The organism is Belliella kenyensis (genome assembly GCF_022549675.1).
Taxonomy (GTDB): Bacteria; Bacteroidota; Bacteroidia; order Cytophagales; family Cyclobacteriaceae; genus Belliella; species Belliella kenyensis.
Genome location: NZ_JAKZGR010000012.1, coordinates 64,970 through 81,372, shown reverse-complemented (window position 1 = coordinate 81,372; position 16,403 = coordinate 64,970). Strand labels below are relative to the sequence as shown.

The 16,403-nt window shown below is 39.6% G+C and carries 12 protein-coding genes; 8 read left to right on the top strand and 4 right to left on the bottom strand.

Annotated features, from left to right (window positions below; all coding sequences use genetic code 11):
* Positions 1–126 precede the first annotated feature (126 nt).
* The 4 genes from MM214_RS13380 to MM214_RS13365 all read left to right on the top strand — a co-directional run bounded on the left by MM214_RS13380 (position 127) and on the right by MM214_RS13365 (position 6,042).
* On the top strand, positions 127–3,189 hold the full coding sequence (locus MM214_RS13380) for a glycoside hydrolase family 3 N-terminal domain-containing protein (protein ID WP_241296137.1): 3,063 nt from the start codon (positions 127–129) through the stop codon (positions 3,187–3,189).
* Between the two features lie 72 nt (positions 3,190–3,261).
* Entirely contained in the window at positions 3,262–4,407 is a 1,146-nt protein-coding gene (gene bshA / locus MM214_RS13375) for an N-acetyl-alpha-D-glucosaminyl L-malate synthase BshA (RefSeq protein WP_241296136.1), read from the top strand.
* 133 nt (positions 4,408–4,540) lie between these two features.
* A complete protein-coding gene (locus MM214_RS13370) occupies positions 4,541–5,182 on the top strand; it encodes a sterol desaturase family protein (protein ID WP_241296135.1) in 642 nt (213 codons plus the stop codon).
* A gap of 44 nt (positions 5,183–5,226) precedes the next feature.
* Positions 5,227–6,042 carry an NAD(P)-binding domain-containing protein gene (locus MM214_RS13365; RefSeq protein WP_241296134.1) on the top strand — a complete coding sequence of 272 codons (816 nt, stop codon included), beginning with the start codon at positions 5,227–5,229 and terminating at the stop codon, positions 6,040–6,042.
* A 93-nt stretch (positions 6,043–6,135) separates the two neighbouring features.
* On the opposite strand, the gene MM214_RS13360 is transcribed toward MM214_RS13365, so the two are convergent.
* A complete protein-coding gene (locus tag MM214_RS13360; RefSeq protein WP_262916638.1) occupies positions 6,136–7,296 on the bottom strand; it encodes a PQQ-dependent sugar dehydrogenase in 1,161 nt (386 codons plus the stop codon).
* 626 nt (positions 7,297–7,922) lie between these two features.
* Between MM214_RS13360 and MM214_RS13355 the strand changes: the two genes are divergently transcribed.
* Positions 7,923–9,047, top strand: a complete 1,125-nt coding sequence (locus MM214_RS13355; RefSeq protein ID WP_241296133.1) for a sugar phosphate isomerase/epimerase family protein — start codon at positions 7,923–7,925, stop codon at positions 9,045–9,047.
* Between the two features lie 283 nt (positions 9,048–9,330).
* Here MM214_RS13355 and MM214_RS13350 read toward each other — a convergent pair whose 3' ends face one another.
* Positions 9,331–11,445 (bottom strand): M56 family metallopeptidase, encoded by a 2,115-nt coding sequence (locus tag MM214_RS13350; RefSeq protein ID WP_241296132.1) that lies wholly within the window; start codon positions 11,443–11,445, stop codon positions 9,331–9,333.
* Positions 11,442–11,819, bottom strand: coding sequence for a BlaI/MecI/CopY family transcriptional regulator (locus MM214_RS13345; RefSeq protein ID WP_241296131.1), 378 nt, complete (start codon positions 11,817–11,819; stop codon positions 11,442–11,444). The genes MM214_RS13350 and MM214_RS13345 overlap by 4 nt, the downstream gene beginning before the upstream one ends.
* 308 nt (positions 11,820–12,127) lie before the next feature.
* Here MM214_RS13345 and MM214_RS13340 point away from each other — a divergent pair, with 308 nt between their 5' ends.
* Genes MM214_RS13340 through MM214_RS13330 form a run of 3 tightly spaced genes read left to right on the top strand, consistent with a single transcriptional unit; the run spans position 12,128 to position 15,071 of the window.
* On the top strand, positions 12,128–13,231 hold the full coding sequence (locus tag MM214_RS13340) for an alkene reductase (RefSeq protein WP_241296130.1): 1,104 nt from the start codon (positions 12,128–12,130) through the stop codon (positions 13,229–13,231).
* Between the two features lie 34 nt (positions 13,232–13,265).
* A complete protein-coding gene (locus MM214_RS13335; RefSeq protein WP_241296129.1) occupies positions 13,266–14,030 on the top strand; it encodes an NRDE family protein in 765 nt (254 codons plus the stop codon).
* A gap of 60 nt (positions 14,031–14,090) precedes the next feature.
* A complete protein-coding gene (locus tag MM214_RS13330; RefSeq protein ID WP_241296128.1) occupies positions 14,091–15,071 on the top strand; it encodes a YpdA family putative bacillithiol disulfide reductase in 981 nt (326 codons plus the stop codon).
* Here the strand turns inward: MM214_RS13330 and MM214_RS13325 are convergent.
* Positions 15,068–16,354, bottom strand: coding sequence for an APC family permease (locus MM214_RS13325; protein WP_241296127.1), 1,287 nt, complete (start codon positions 16,352–16,354; stop codon positions 15,068–15,070). The genes MM214_RS13330 and MM214_RS13325 overlap by 4 nt on opposite strands.
* Between the last annotated feature and the right edge of the window lie 49 nt (positions 16,355–16,403).

The window sequence follows — 16,403 nt, the reverse complement described above, 5'->3', positions numbered from 1 at the left end:
CATTGGAAACTTAAGTTGAGAACTTTTATTAAAAAAAGATTTCCCCTAAAGTTTGCAATTGAGTAATACCTCGTATATTCTTACAAAGTTATTTTAAATATTAAGCAATAAAAATTAAACACAGGCATGCGGGTAAAAGTTTGGAGCGTATTTTTAGGATTATTGTTAATCTTCACTACTGACAGTGCAGTCAGCTGGGATTTGCCTATCAAGGATGGCCCTGAGGTAGTAGAATCACTTGAGGTAGCTGAGGTGGAGCAGCCTAAAGTAATTGTCAAAAAAGTGAAAAAAGATCCTCTGATCGCTAAAGACGCAAGAAGACAAAGGATTTGGGTAGACTCTGTTTTCAACACCATGAACTTTGAGCAGAGGCTTGGGCAATTGTTTATGGTTGCAGCATATTCCAATAAAGGGGAACAACACAAGCAAGAAATTGCCAAGCTGATCAGTGAGCAACAACTTGGAGGAGTGATTTTTTTCCAAGGAGGGCCTGTAAGACAAGCTCACCTTACCAATTATTACCAGCAAATTTCCAAAGTACCATTGTTTGTAGCCATGGATGCAGAATGGGGTGTGAGCATGAGGCTTGATTCTGTGATCAATTTCCCCAAAGCCATGACCCTTGGAGCATTGCCAGATGAGCATCTGGTGTATGATATGGGGCGAGAAATTGCCCAGCAATTCAAAGAGCTAGGCATGCACATCAATTTTGCTCCTGTAGTAGATGTAAATTCGAATCCAAATAATCCAGTTATAGGCTATAGAGCATTCGGTGAAGAGAAAAAGCTGGTGACAGCTAAATCCAAAGCATACATGAAAGGGCTTCAAGACCACGGTGTGCTAGCCAATGCGAAGCATTTCCCAGGACACGGAGATACTGAGTCTGATTCTCATTATACCTTGCCTGTGATCAAGCACAGCACCAAGAGAATTGAAGACATAGATCTGTATCCTTATCGTGAATTGATCGATGATGATCTTATGTCAGTGATGGTAGCTCACCTTCATGTGCCAAGTTTAGATGCCGAAAAAAACAAAGCCACCACATTGTCAAAATATGTTGTAACTGATTTGCTTCAAGACCAGATGAATTTCAGTGGTTTGATCTTTACTGATGCCTTGAATATGAACGGAGTGTCGAAGTTTTATAAGCCAGGGGAAGTGGATCTTTTGGCCTTGTTGGCAGGAAATGACATCTTACTTTACTCCCAAGATGTACCCAAAGCAAAGCAAATGATCCTGCAAGCTGTAGCTGAAGGAAAAATCAATCAAGAAGAAATTGATCAGCGTATCAAAAAAGTGCTCAAAGCCAAGTATTGGGCAGGACTGAATGAAATCAAACCTATAGAGACCAGAGGTCTAGTGGACAGGCTGAATACAAAGACATCCACTCAATTGGTAGAGAGACTTTATGCTGATGCTATCAGTGTGGTGTCCAACAAGAACGATTTCCTGCCTCTCCGACACCTTAATATGCTAAATATAGCCTCAGTAACTATAGGAGATAAAGGTACGATCTTCAAAAGAAGGCTGGAGAAGTATGCAAAAGTAGCTCACTTTGACTTGGACAAAGGTGCCCATGCTAGTCAGCAAGCGCAGCTTAGCGAAAAACTCAAGGATTACAATACTGTAGTAGTCGGTTTAATGGGTATCACCAACAGCCCTTCGAGAAATTTTGGGATAGTACAGTCGGACATCGATTTTATCAAATCGCTAAGCAAAGAAAAATCAGTGATCGTAGTGCTTTTTGGGAACGCATACGCCGCCAAATTCTTACAAGGATTACCTCACAACATTCTTGTATTTGAAAACAACGACTTCACGCAAGGCGCGGCTGCTGAAGTGATCTTTGGGGGAAGGGATGCCAAAGGAATATTGCCGGTGACTGTCGCAGAAAGTATCGCTATAGGAAGTGGCGGGTTTTTGCCAAGTCTTGGTAGGTTCTCTTATACTTATCCAGAAAGTCAAGGCCTAGATAGTGAGACTTTGGCTGAAATTGATAAAGTGATGGAGGCTGGTATGAGAAAAAAAGCTATGCCTGGTGGTGTAGTATTGGTAGCCAAAAATGGCGAAGTAGTCTTCGAAAAGGCCTATGGCTATCTCGATTACCAAAAGACTCAGGCCACATCCACTTCGACGGTCTATGACCTTGCATCAATCACCAAAGTCCTTGCTACTACCCAAGCGGTAATGTTTCTAGCAGATAGAAACATCCTAGATATGAATGAGACCTTAGGACATTACCTTCCAGAGCTGAAGCAAACCAACAAGGGTAACTTATCGCTCAAAGATGTTATGGCTCATGAAGCTGGGTTGCCAGCATTTATTCCCTATTATGCCAAAACTGTAGAAGGAGGAAGCTGGAAAAGCTCTTTCTATAATCATTTGCCTTCAGAAACTTTCTCTATACCAATAGCTGATGCCATGTATGCCTCACCAAGCTTGAGAGATAGTATTTGGAATTGGACGATCAAGTCAGAGCTTAGAAAACCTACCCCTAATTCACGCAAGTATAGTTATGTGTATTCCGATCTTACCATGTACTTGATGCAGGCAGTGGTAGAGAGGGTTGTCAATCAACCATTGGATCAATTTGTAGAGCAAATATTCTATGAGCCTCTTGGGTTACATACTTTGACTTTCAATCCAGTACGTAAAATGCCCATTGACCTCATTGCTCCTACTGAAGATGATATCACTTTCCGAAAGAGACTGATTAGAGGATACGTCCATGATCCTGGTGCAGCAATGTATGGAGGGGTTGCTGGACATGCAGGGCTTTTTGGTACGGCAAATGATGTCGCTGTGATGATGCAGTTGATGTTGAATGGTGGTAGGTATGGCGATGCTGTGTTACTAGATGAGAAGACGATCAAGGAGTTTACCAAAAGACAGTCTACACAGAGCCGAAGAGGATGGGGCTGGGACAAGCCAGAGCCTGAAAAAGGAAAAGGAGGTAGTGCTGGAGCATTGGCTCCTAAGAGTACCTTTGGACACACAGGGTTTACGGGCACATGTGTATGGGCTGATCCTGAAAATGATCTTATTTATGTGTTTTTATCCAACAGGGTAAATCCTGATGCGGGTAATAATATTTTGCTCAAAGAAGGAATAAGGACTGAAATTCACGATATTATCTACAGATCCATGAATAGGCAACATGTTCCGGTTTTTCAGAAGTCAGAATAATAATATATAAAATGAACAAATAGCATATGTGATGATGTTACAAGGCTATCGATTTCAGTTTGAACCAAAGATATGAAAATAGGTATAGTCTGTTACCCAACATTTGGAGGTAGCGGTGTAGTAGCCACAGAGCTTGGCAAAGCATTAGCAAAGGAAGGTCATCAGGTCCATTTCATAACGTATAGGCAACCTACCCGCTTGGATTTTTTTAGCGCAAATCTATTTTATCATGAGGTGGATATAAAGAGTTATCCATTGTTTGAGCACGCTCCTTATGAACTCGCTTTGGCAAGTAAAATGGTGAATGTAGTCAAGTATGAACAGCTGGATTTGCTCCATGTGCACTATGCCATTCCTCATGCCTCTGCCGCATACATGGCCAAGCAAATACTCAAAACCCAACAAATTCACATTCCTGTAGTTACAACCTTGCATGGTACAGACATTACCTTGGTGGGAAAAGACCCTAGCTATGAACCTGTGGTTACTTTTAGTATCAATCAGTCAGATGGTGTGACTGCTGTTTCGGAGGATTTGAGGAAAGCTACATTTGACCATTTTGATATCAAAAGAGAAATTCGCGTGATTCCAAACTTTATTGATTTGGAGAGGTTTAAAAAGCAGAAAAAGGAGCATTTCAAATTGGCGATTTGTCCTAATGGAGAAAAACTTATCGTTCATACCTCAAATTTCCGAAAGGTAAAGAGGGTAGAAGATGTCATTAGGGTCTTTGATGCTGTTAGAAAACAAATTCCAGCAAAGTTGCTTTTAGTAGGGGATGGTCCAGAGCGAGACAAGATGGAGAGACTTTGTAGAGAGCTCGGCACCTGTGATGATATCAGGTTCTTGGGTAAGTTAGAAGCTGTAGAAGAAGTGCTGTCGGTTGCTGACTTATTTATGATGCCCTCTGAGAAGGAAAGCTTTGGACTTGCAGCACTTGAAGCCATGGCCTGTGAGGTTCCCATATTGACTTCTGATGCAGGAGGAATTCCTGAATTGAATATCGATGGTGAGACTGGATATGTATGCAAAGTAGGAGATGTAGCAGACATGACAAAGAAAGCACTAGAAATCCTGAAGGATGAAAATTTGGGGGGATTCAAAGAAAGAGCCCTGAGAAGAGCTAAAGAGTTTGATGTGGAAAATATTCTTCCGATGTATGTCGCTTTTTATAAGGAAACTATTGAGGGGACAAAAGTCGAATTGAGTAATTTTTGATAGTTTATTTCTCAACTATTTGGACATTTACTCGTAATATTAACCATTCAAGTTACTTTTGCACCGAATTTGTAAAGAAAATTATATAGATACAGTTCTGTACCTTGGAATTAAAGAATAAAACAAAAAAGAGATGAGCGCCACATTGAAAAAAATCGGAAGATTGGATAGGCCTGACAATAATGGGACTGCCACGATGTTTAAGAATCCTATTTTGGAGAAAATATCAAGGACTCACATCAGTATTCCAATCATGATGTTTCTAGTGATCAGTACAGTATCATTTTATTATGCAGTTACGACCACTAGCATCAGTTTAGCAGTAGGTATTCCAATTATGTTGATCGGTTTATTAGCTTTCACACTCGTGGAGTATCTGATGCACAAGTACTTTTTTCACATGGAGCCTGATACACCTGCCAAAGACAAGCTTCAATACACTGTGCATGGTGTACATCATGACTATCCAAAAGACAAAGATAGACTTGCGATGCCTCCTTTCGTAAGTGCATTTTATGCATTGATCTTTTACATTGTTTTCACCTTTATCATGGGAAGTTATGCATTATATTTCTTGCCAGGATTCTTGTTTGGGTATGCGAGCTATTTAGGTGTTCATTACATCGTTCACGCATATCAGCCTCCCAAAAACTTTCTGAAAGTTCTATGGGTGAATCATGCGGTCCATCACTATAAAGATCCTGATGCTGCATTTGGAGTTAGTTCACCTTTATGGGATTACATTTTCGGAACAATGCCAAAAAAAGACAAATAATACAAAGCCCTCGAAAGAGGGTTTTTTCATTACAAATAATAGCTATGAAAATTTCAATCATTGGATTCGGTTGGTTAGGGAAGCCACTTGCACACCATTTGATCTCTAAAGGACACCAAGTGATGGGAAGTGCTACTTCCGAAGAAAAGGTAAACCTGCTTCAGCGAGAGGGCTTAGATACGGTCCTGCTGAAACTGTGCCCGCATCCAGAAGGGCTTGGTTTTCAAAAACTATTTGATGCAGACGTATTACTCATCAATGTGCCTCCTAGGACAAGATCTGCTGCACCGTCTTTTCATCCCGAACAGGTGAAGTTTATCAAAGCTATGATAGAACGAGGGACTGTCAGAAAGGTAATCTACGTATCAGCCACCTCTGTATATCCTGATCTCAACCAAGTAGCCCGTGAGGAAGATCCATTGACCAAGTCAAGCACTGGAAATCAGGCTTTGTTTGATGCGGAATCTTTGCTTCAAAATGATGCGACTTATGCACTTACTATTGTAAGATTTGGTGGATTGCTTGGTGTAGACCGAATTCCAGGAAGGTATTTTTCAGGAAAGGACAATGTAGTAGGTGATACTCCTGTGAATTACATCCATAGGGATGATGCAGTGAGCATGCTGACATGGATCATCACCAAAGAACTTTGGGGCGAGGTTTTCAATGGAGTCGCTCCTTTACACCCTATGCGAAGTCAAGTTTATGAGAAAAATGCCAAAGACTTGGGTTTTGCACCTCCTCAATCCTATGCAGAACCTGGACAAAATGCTTGGAAAGAAATTTCAGCGAATAAAATTACAAAGACAGGCTTTGAGTTTTCGATTCCAGATCCGCTGGATTTTTGGTATGAAGGGTAATGGTTGAATCGAGTAGGTGTTAAAAAGTTAGGTCGATTTCATATACCAATCAAGTATATGGAATCGACCTATTGAATTATGGGTAATGGAAATTTAATCCTGTGGAATGATCTTCACCATAAGGCCAGTAGCCTCAGTGATGGCATAGATAAAACCGTTCGGGCTTTGAGAAACTTGTCTCACCCTTCCGATCTCATTCAATAACTTCTCTTCTCCTACGTAGGTAGTTCCATCAAGCTCTACCCTAGAGATATGTTGTCCAGCAAGTGCTGCTACAAGTAGATTGCCTTTCCAATTTGGGTACTTGTCAGAAGTGACCAAGGTCATTCCGCAAGTTGCTATGGAAGGTACCCAGTATGATACAGGTGATTCCATACCTTCTTTCTCAGTGTCTTCTGTAATGATTGTTCCATCATAGTCAATACCGTAAGTTACTTCTGGCCATCCGTAGTTTTTGCCTTTCTCAATCAAATTTAACTCGTCACCACCTTTTGGACCATGCTCTACAGACCAAAGTCTGTTATTGTCAGCATCATAAATCATACCCTGTGGGTTTCTGTTACCATAAGTCCAGATAGAGGCTACTGCACCATCTACATCTACAAAGGGGTTGTCAGATGGGATACGACCATCATCATGGATTCTGTGAATCTTACCATGAGAGTTATTTAGCTCTTGTGCATTTTCGGGACGGCTTCCTTTATCACCATTAGCATAGTACAGGTAATTATCTTTGTCAAAAACTATTCTAGTTCCAAAGTGTCTTCCGCCTTGCCATTCTGGCATATTTACAATCAATTCCTCAAGGTCAACAAGTGCGTTACCGTCAAGCTTCGCTCGAGAAATGGTCAATACACCTCCATTGTTCATATCCTTTGCATATGCAAGGTAGATCCAACCATTGCTTTCATAGTCTGGATGGATAGCGATATCCAATAGACCTGCTTGATTTACTGCATGAACTTCGGGTACACCTGTCAGTTTTTCACCAGTAAAAGCATCATCCTTGAAAATCAAAATTTCCCCTTTTCTTTCGGTTACAAGCATCCTGCCGTCAGGTAACCATGTCATGCCCCATGGGTTTTCAAAGTCACTGTATAGCGTATCTAGGGTGAAATTTAGTTTTTCTGATTCTATCGTGCCCGCTGGTTTTTCTTGGGCGTTATCGCTTGCTTGAGGCTCTGAGCATGAAGCCAAACCTGCTGCCAAGAACATGCCCAAAACAAAAGATAATTTTTTGTGTGATCTTATCATGTTTAAGTTGGTTTTTTTACAAGTTTAATCATTTTTCAAATGATTTGTTTTGTGTTTTCCATAAAAGGTGTCCTAGAGGTGTGGTTTTAAATAGATTGGAAAGCTGTAAGTCTATATTTTGCAACTCATTCTCCAAGGGAATTTTATACATTCATCTTAATTTATTGATATGGATATATGGAACTGTGCCAATAACATTACAAAATTCCGATTTATCTAACTTCCGATATAAATTGATATTTGGATACTTATGGATATTGATCATTAACAACCTGTTGAGCCAATGAATTGAAGTTACTGGCAAAAAAGCGAATAATCTTATTTATTGATTTTGCTTTTGATTTGGCAAGATATTTTAGTGCTGGTTTTATACAGTTTTACTAAATATCGATTCATTTTTTATCTTTTTCTATTTAGCTAGATCTTTCAAAATCAGTGTCCAAGTGAGTCCGCTCATATTGATTGTTATCAGTGTATTAGATTTCGTAAATTTGTATACTTGTTTATATTTTTCCGTTAAATTCTTAGCTTATTAGCCTGTAATAAATAAAATTGGGCGAAGTAAATTATAAAGTCTCAGAGATTTAATTTCTGGGTTTTATTCAACTAGGAAACAATAGAAATAAATGAACAATCAAATATGGATTATGACTTCAGCTTTTGATCAGCTGGATTTGGAGGAAGTTATTGCCAAAGCTCAACTCATAGGTGTGCAGGGACTGGACTTATGTGTGTTTAGAAAAGATGGCACAAGAGATGACTTTGTAGCCACACACCTCGACTATGATAATTTTGACCGAGGCACTGCTTCGAGATTGATTGATCAGTTTAATACTGCTCAACTTCGACTTTCAATAGGTGCATTTGACAACCTTATTGGAGGTGATGAAAGTCAAAGGCTGCACAATCAAAATCATTTGCTTAAGTTGATCAGATTGGCGTATTTACTTGGAGGAGATGAAAATGATGTAACTGTGGGGACGTTCGTGGGGTACAATCATGAGCTAGGTATTCAAGAGCATGGATTTGAAAAGAATTTAGAGGAATATCAGAGGATTTTTACACCGATCATCAAGTACGCCGAGGATCTGGGAGTTACTGTGCTGTATGAAAATTGTCCCATGGAGGGATGGAGATCATCAGGCTACAGTACGACTTTCAATAACCTGACAGGTGTATTGGCTGCAAGAAAAATCATGTACGAACTGATTCCTAGCAAAGCTCATGGTGAGATCTATGATCCTTCTCATGATATTTGGCAGCAAACAGACCCTGTAGAGGTGATCCGTCACACGGACATGAGTCGCTTGAAGAGGATTCATGTCAAGTCTACAAGAAATATCTCGGACCCATATTGGGGCAATATGTATCCCATGCAAAAAGTGAAAGAGGAATGGGCCGAAAGTGCAGGAATTCCATACAGTAAAAATGATTGGGACAGGCATCATTATGAAGCCACTTTGCCGGGATTCGGGCTAGGGGATTCTATGGATTGGCGAAGTTTTGTAGATGTTTTGAAAAGTAGAGGTTTCAATGGACCTTTTGAAATAGAAAATGAAGCCAAGCTTTCTAAGCAAACAGGAAATCTGGGAGCTATCATTCAAGGCTGTAAAGCAACTGTGCAAAATCTTGCCCCACTGCTTTGGACCTTGGGAGAAGATGGGTATCAGTTTCCTGTATCGGCAATGAAGCCATTGATCCAGGTGAATAGAAAAGAAATTTCTGTGGTTACCATGAAAGACTTATCCTGAAAATTTATTGCTTTCTGCAGTAAGTAAAACATAGTAAAAATGCTTAGTAGAGAAAGCAATTTTACCCTAGTGCTAACACTTTTTAAGCCAATTGTTCCCCTATACATTGAAACAACTGGCATTAGAGCAGTGATTTCAAATTGGCCTAGTGTAAAATGAGACCTGTCAGGTTTTTATCAGTTTGACGGCTAAGTATCTAAAGTTAGCCTAAGTGCTAGTCAACTGAAACCTGACAGGTCTTCTCAAAAATGAGGTGGTTAGGAAATAGTGGGTCTTGAGGATGTTATTTGTCTGGGGAGTTTTTCTTTTCTTTGAACTCCTTCTGCAATTCTTTCATTTTAGTAGCATATTCTATTTGCCATTCTGCCATTTTTTTCTGGAACTCCTCAATTTTTGGCTGATTTTCTTTTTGCCATTCTGCTATTTTAAGCTGAAACTCTTCCATCCATGGCCTTGATTCTTCATCGAATTTTTTGAAATTGGATTGAAGTTCATCGTTGAGTGGCATTAATTTTTCGTTTAGTCCTTCCATTTTTTCGCTAAAGGATTTCATGATGGGTTCCAGCTTATTTTGCCATTCTTCCATTTGTTTGCTGTTTTCTTCCATCCATGGGCCAATGGCCTCAGCACTTCGTCTAGAGAATTCCAACATCACTGAGTCATTTTTAACCCATTGCTGGCTTGTAGAAGAAGCAATTTTCTCGCTGATTTCTGTTATTTTCTGTATAGCTACGTTTCTCTCGTCCTCTGTTTTGGCATTGGATAGCTGGCTAGTGGCTTCTTTGAGTTCTTTTTTATAAGATTTAGTCGTATCTATGTTATAAATGCCGCGGGCAGTGGGTACACCTGTAGTCCTAGGGAATTCAGACCCCTTAGCGGCTTTGGTTGATAATGAAGCTAGTACTCTAGCATAATTTTGTCCAAAGGCTTGTTGCGTTAAAGTAGCACCTCGGACTGAGGTAGTACTTTCGGTATTTGATGATACATTCACTGTTGGATTTCCAGCTAAAGCACTTACTCTAGGTTCGAAAGTGTTTTTATTTAGGTTGACACTTGTTTCTTGAACTCTCACCATACTTGTCGTTGTATCGATTTTAGCATCGAAGCTGACTATTGGTAAACCTATTTTTTGATCTAGATTTTTTATCGGCATATCACTGAAATCAACACCTTCAAATTCTAATGGGGTAATTTTTAATGTATGTGCCATTACTTCTGTTTTGGAACTGAGGTCTAGCTCCGGGTTGGTTTCAAACTGCTGCCAGAAGTTGTCCATTAAAATGATTTCTGATTTGATTTCGGTTAGGAAATGATCCAAATCATTTACAGGGGTCTTGATAGCTTGTGCTCCAAGTAAAAGGGAGGTGCTTAAAATTAGTGAAATGGTCATGGTTAGGCTGCTTAAAGTGGAGGTCGGTTTATTAGGGGTGTTGAATCCCATTATTCTTTTGATTCTATCTAATGTTGGCGTTTTTCTTGAAGTTGCAGCCATAGACAATTGAGGGTTTGCAGCCATACTATAGTTGGTACAAGTGACAAGAGCTTCCGCTAATGCTCTAGGAGCAACACCTAGCTGTATCGCAATATCATCGCATGCATTCTCTCGTTCGGTGCGGATGAGGCCATTGATCCACCAAAAGACAGGATGAAAGAAAAAGAATATTTCCATCGTTGATTGAAGGAGATTGATCAAGTAGTCCTGGCGTTTGATATGGGCCAATTCGTGTGCGATGATAGCTTCTACTTGCGCATTGTTCAGCTGAAAAAGCAAGCCTGTTGGGATCAAAATAATAGGCTTTAAAATCCCATAAGTAAGCGGTATGCTGATGAATTTGCTTTCAAGTATTTGAATTGATCTATCTATTTTCAATTTTTTTACATACTCGTCGACCTTATTTTCCCATTTGTGAGCAATGGGCTTCGAAGGTCTTGATCGGAGTGTTTTTAAGTCAGCCATTGCGCTAGCAAACTTGATCATAAATAGAACCACTCCTATCATCCAAATATTGACTAAAATGGGAATGTTCCTCTCAATGTGCTCTAACAGACTAACCAACCAATATCTTGACGAAGGCTCCTCGTTCACATAGCTTATTAGTTCTGCTTTCAAATCTGAAGTGTCTGCTGAGATATATTGTGTGGTATTTACCATTGAATGCTCAAAGGATTGTGAGTCCAGGTCAAGATAGTAGCCAAAAGTGAAAAAGCTTATTACAAGCATCAGCAACAAGGATGATATTCCGAGATTATATTTGTAAGCTGATGATTTTTGGGAGCTATACCTTAGCAAGAACCATAATACAAGTCCAATGCCTGCAACTTGCCAAATAGCATGAATAAGCATCCACCCAATCGCATACAAATAGGCTGGAGGAAGAAGTTCATTGATCCAATTCATGATTTCTTATTTTCTAATTGATCCAAAAATGCTCGAATTTCTGTCAACTCCTCTTTAGATGGAGTACCTTGCCCTAAGGCTTGCATTACAAGATTTTTTGAAGATCCCCCGAAAGTAGTAGAGACGAAATTCCGCAATAGGTGACGCTGCGTGTCTTGTTCATCTATCCCCGCACTGTAAATGTGTGTTCTACTTTCTTCATTTCGAACAAGTAAGCCTTTAGTGTGCATGATTTGCATTTGCTTTAGGGTAGTAGTATAGCCTGTATCCTTACTTTCAGCTAACTGCTCGTGAACTTCCCTGACACTGGCCTCACCTTTTTGCCAGATAATTTGAAGGATTTCCAATTCAGATTCTGTGGGTTTGATTTTCATATTCCAATATTACGATGACTTTCGTACAAAGGTATACGAAGAAAATCGTATTACAAATATTCATACGATTTTTTTCGTACTAAAAAGTGGCCTATGTTAGTTTGGAAATAAAAAGTAGGTTTCAATGAGTTAGAGACATTCTTTTATTCAGAAAAAAAACTTCGCCCTAAGCTAGTATACAAGAAGGATGATGATAATAATATCTAATTGAATCAAATATAGTTTTCAAAAATCCAGCTGTGGAACAATACTTGCACGCTTATAGTTGTATATACATTGAATTTTTAACCAACAAAAAATTAATCACCATGAGCAAGCAACCACTATTGCAAAAATTGAAAATTGGAGAAATTGAACTTAATAATAGGGTAGTGATGGCGCCAATGACACGGAGTAGAGCGGCCAATCCAGATAAGGTGCCTTTTGATATACATGTAGAATATTATAGGCAAAGAGCTTCGGCTGGATTGATTATAGCTGAAGGGTCGCAAATCTCTACCAAAGCTGTAGGCTACATCAATACGCCAGGGATTTATTCTAAAGTACAAGTGGAAGGCTGGAAAGCTGTCACCAAAGCGGTGCATGAAGAAGGGGGAAAGATTTTTCTTCAGCTTTGGCATGTTGGAAGAATGTCACACCCTGATTTTCACAATGGAGAATTGCCTCATGCACCTTCTGCTATCAACCCATACTCAAAGTCATTTACACCTAGTGGATTCAAAGAGACTGTAACCCCAAAAGAAATGAGTCTTGATGAAATCAAGCAAACCATTCTTGACTACAAGAATGCGGCAAAAAATGCCATGGAAGCAGGCTTTGATGGAGTAGAAATACATTCTTCAAATGGATACTTACTTCATCAGTTTTTTAGTAGGACATCCAATATCAGGATGGACGAATATGGAGGGAGCAAGGAAAATAGGGCGAAAATACTCTTTGAAGTGATAGACGCAATCAAAGAAGTAATGCCAGAGGAGAAAATTGGACTGAGATTGAATCCATCTTTACACAATATATTTGGAATGACATTAGATGAGGAGACTATACCTACATTTGACTACATCATAGAGAAGTTGAATGATTATAATCTGGCATATCTTCACCTTTCAGAGCCTTTCAATGATGTCTCTGATGTTCCACATGCAGTAGAAAAAATTGCCCACAGGTACAGACCAATGTACAAAGGGGTATTGATCATCAATGCCAATTTTGATCAAGAAAAAGGAAATCAATACATACTTGAAGGACTAGCAGATGCGGTGGCATATGGAAAGCTATTTATTTCCAACCCAGATTTGGTAGAGAGGTTTGAGCAGGATGCACCGCTTGCGGAATGGGACGATGCTACCTTTTACACTCCTGGAGAAAAAGGTTATACGGACTATCCAAAACTCAAAAAAGCCAAGGCGTAAAAGTTAAGTAAAACTTTTGTACTACTTTCGCCTTATGTGCTTGATCACCTTCAACTGGAAAAACCATCCAAAGTACAAACTCATCCTTGTGGCAAATAGGGATGAGTTTTTTCAAAGACCTTCAGCCCCACTCCAAAAGTGGGAAAGTGGCTTCTATGCAGGAAAAGACCTCAAAGCTGGAGGTACTTGGATGGGTGTTCACCCTCATGGTAGATTTGCAGCTTTGACAAACTACAGAGATCTAAAGAATCCAAAAGAGAACCCAAAAACCAGAGGGGACTTGGTCAAAGATTTTCTAGAGGGAGATACTTCACCCTCAGATTTCTTGAAACAGGTAGACTTAGATAAAGATAATTATGAAGGCTTCAATATTTTGTTAGGGGATGGCCAATCTATGTTTTATTTCTCAAACTATAAAGAAGGAATTGAAGAAATTGAGCCTGGTTTGTACGGCCTCAGCAATGCCCTATTGGATACGCCTTGGACCAAATTGACCCTTGCAAAGTCTAAATTACAACAAGCCATAGATGAAAATGCGCTTGATCCAGAGGAACTCATGCAAGTAGTGCATTCTAAAAAAATGGATCCTGATGAGCTTTTGCCTAATACTGGTGCTACTTTATACCAAGAAAGGCACCTTTCCGCTCAATTCATTAAAATTGATGATTACTATGGTACGGTGAATACGACGGTGTTGTTATGGGGAAATGACGATAAAATAGAAATCATTGAACGTACCTTTGATCAGATTAAGAATATTGCTTCTGATCAAAAGATATCATTTTTGGTTAGTCAATAATCAATGAACAGATTTGTGTGAAAAGCTGTTTAAATACCTTGTCACGAAATTTTACAAAAAATGGAAGTATTGGATGTTTTGATAATCGGCGGAGGCCCTATAGGGATTGCTTGTGGGATAGCCTGTGAAGAGGCTGGCCTTCGATATGTTATTGTAGAAAAGGGTGTGTTGACCAATTCGCTTTATCACTACCCTTTGAACATGACTTTTTTCTCTACCTCTGACAAATTGGAAATGGGTGGAGTCCCTTTCATGTCTGTGTCGCATAAGCCTACACGTACAGAAGCCTTGGAATATTATAGGCGAGTAGTGGAAAAATGGAAGCTGAAAATTAATCTGTATGAAAAAGTTGAGAAAATGCATCACCAAGGTCAGGCTTTTGAAATCAAGACTTCCAAGTGTATCTATCAAGCAAAAAACATCATCTTAGCGACAGGCTTCTATGATCTTCCAAATTTGATGAATGTCCCTGGAGAAGATCTTCCAAAGGTTAAGCATTATTATAAAGAACCTTGGCCGTACATTGGTCAAAAGGTACTCGTCGTGGGTGGTGCAAACTCAGCCGTAGATGTAGCGCTTGAGACTTGGCGCAAAGGTGCAGAAGTGACCATGCTTCTCAAAGGAGAGGGGATTGACCCAAATGTGAAGTATTGGGTCAAACCAGATATAGAAAATAGGATCAAGGAAGGTAGTATCAAAGCTTTTACAAGCTCCTTGGTAAAAGAAATTAGGGAAAATGAGGTGGTAATTGAGACTCCAGAAGGAGATGTTACCATCGAGAACGATTTTGTTTTGGCCATGACTGGCTATGTTCCCAATTTTTCCTTGCTTGATCAGCTTGGTGTGACCTTGAGTATAGACGAAAAACGACAGCCTTGCTATGATCAGACCAACCAAGAATCAAATATTCCTGGGGTGTACTTGGCTGGAGTTGTTTGCGGTGGATTGAATACCAGAGAGTTTTTTATTGAGAATTCGATTGTCCATGCCGAGCATATTGTGTCACATATTTTGGGGAAAAGAGAAGTAGATACACTTTAGTTTTCGGTCTTGGTAAAAGCATGAATGGCATAAATTACGACGCCTGCACCTGTCCAATAAACAGTATCAAGGATCTCATCGATATGTGTGCCTGACAGTAGCCAAACTGTGGCAAGTATTCCCAATATAGCGATATGGTTACCATAAGGCACTTTGAAAAAATTTTTGCTTGTTGGTTCAGAACTTCGTAATTTGATAAGGCTCGCACATACCATTGCGTACAGTAGTAGTCTAGCTATGACCGATATGGCAAGAGAGTTCATAAAGCCCCAGAAGGTAGCTACAATAGCTACAAGGCTTGCAAATACAAGAATAGATACCCATGGAGTAGCAAATCTTGGGTGGATTTTTTTGAAAATTTCAGGAAGCTGATTTTCCTCACTTAGAGCAAAGGGTAGTCTTGACCCACTGAGTATTTGTACATTGAGTGTGCCAATGATAGAAATAACTGCACCGATAGTGATAAACATACCACCCCACCACCCCATAAATTCACTTGCAGCTTCGGCTATAGGGTAGCTTGAATTGGCCAAATCAGGTAATGTCCCTATAGAGACGATTTGAATCAAGATGTAAAAGCCAGTTATCACCAATGATGCTGTGATCAAGCCAAAAGGTAAGTTTTTTTTAGGGTTTACAATTTCTCCACTATTCACAAGACTAGCTTCAAACCCTCCAAATGCAAAAATCAGTAATAATGATGAAGCTGAAAATTCTGATAAGCTCGGCAGGTCATTTTGCTGAAAATTATTAATATCTAAAAAAAATAAGCCAACAACGATAAATACAGCTAAGGGGAATAGTTTGGCGATGGTCAAAAAATTGCTTACACGAGCAGTGTTTTTTACCCCAATCCAGTTGAAATAAGTAATGAAAGTAGTGATCAAAAAAATTAAGAAGATTCGGATATATTCATTTTGAAAGATCTCTGAAAAAAATGCCAGGTATACGATAAGTAAGTTGATCAATGTAGCATAGCTAAACAGCCGAGTGAGCATGAGTAGCCAACCAATGATGAATGCAGGGATAGGGCCGAAGGCTTGATGCGTATAAAGATAGGGGCCTCCAGTCCGATCAAATCTGGAACTGACCTCAGCAAACACAAGAATAAGCATCATCATCACCAAGGCACACACACCAAAAGCAGCGATGGAATACACACCCGAGATATTATAAACTTTCGCAGGAAGCGCAAATATGCCAGCTCCTATGACCGAATTGATGATCAAGAATACTAAGTCCCATTTTTGGATACCTCTTTTAAGCGAACTTGGGCTTTTCAACTGAATTTAACCTTTAGATTAAATACCAAATAGCTTATAAATCTGAAAA

Bases quoted from the DNA above. Each gene is read 5' to 3' on its own strand.
- MM214_RS13380 (WP_241296137.1), top strand. From the start codon at position 127: ATGCGGGTAAAAGTTTGGAGCGTATTTTTAGGATTATTGTTAATCTTC.
- bshA (WP_241296136.1), top strand. From the start codon at position 3,262: ATGAAAATAGGTATAGTCTGTTACCCAACATTTGGAGGTAGCGGTGTA.
- MM214_RS13370 (WP_241296135.1), top strand. From the start codon at position 4,541: ATGAGCGCCACATTGAAAAAAATCGGAAGATTGGATAGGCCTGACAAT.
- MM214_RS13365 (WP_241296134.1), top strand. From the start codon at position 5,227: ATGAAAATTTCAATCATTGGATTCGGTTGGTTAGGGAAGCCACTTGCA.
- MM214_RS13360 (WP_262916638.1), bottom strand. From the start codon at position 7,296: ATGATAAGATCACACAAAAAATTATCTTTTGTTTTGGGCATGTTCTTG.
- MM214_RS13355 (WP_241296133.1), top strand. From the start codon at position 7,923: ATGAACAATCAAATATGGATTATGACTTCAGCTTTTGATCAGCTGGAT.
- MM214_RS13350 (WP_241296132.1), bottom strand. From the start codon at position 11,445: ATGAATTGGATCAATGAACTTCTTCCTCCAGCCTATTTGTATGCGATT.
- MM214_RS13345 (WP_241296131.1), bottom strand. From the start codon at position 11,819: ATGAAAATCAAACCCACAGAATCTGAATTGGAAATCCTTCAAATTATC.
- MM214_RS13340 (WP_241296130.1), top strand. From the start codon at position 12,128: ATGAGCAAGCAACCACTATTGCAAAAATTGAAAATTGGAGAAATTGAA.
- MM214_RS13335 (WP_241296129.1), top strand. From the start codon at position 13,266: ATGTGCTTGATCACCTTCAACTGGAAAAACCATCCAAAGTACAAACTC.
- MM214_RS13330 (WP_241296128.1), top strand. From the start codon at position 14,091: ATGGAAGTATTGGATGTTTTGATAATCGGCGGAGGCCCTATAGGGATT.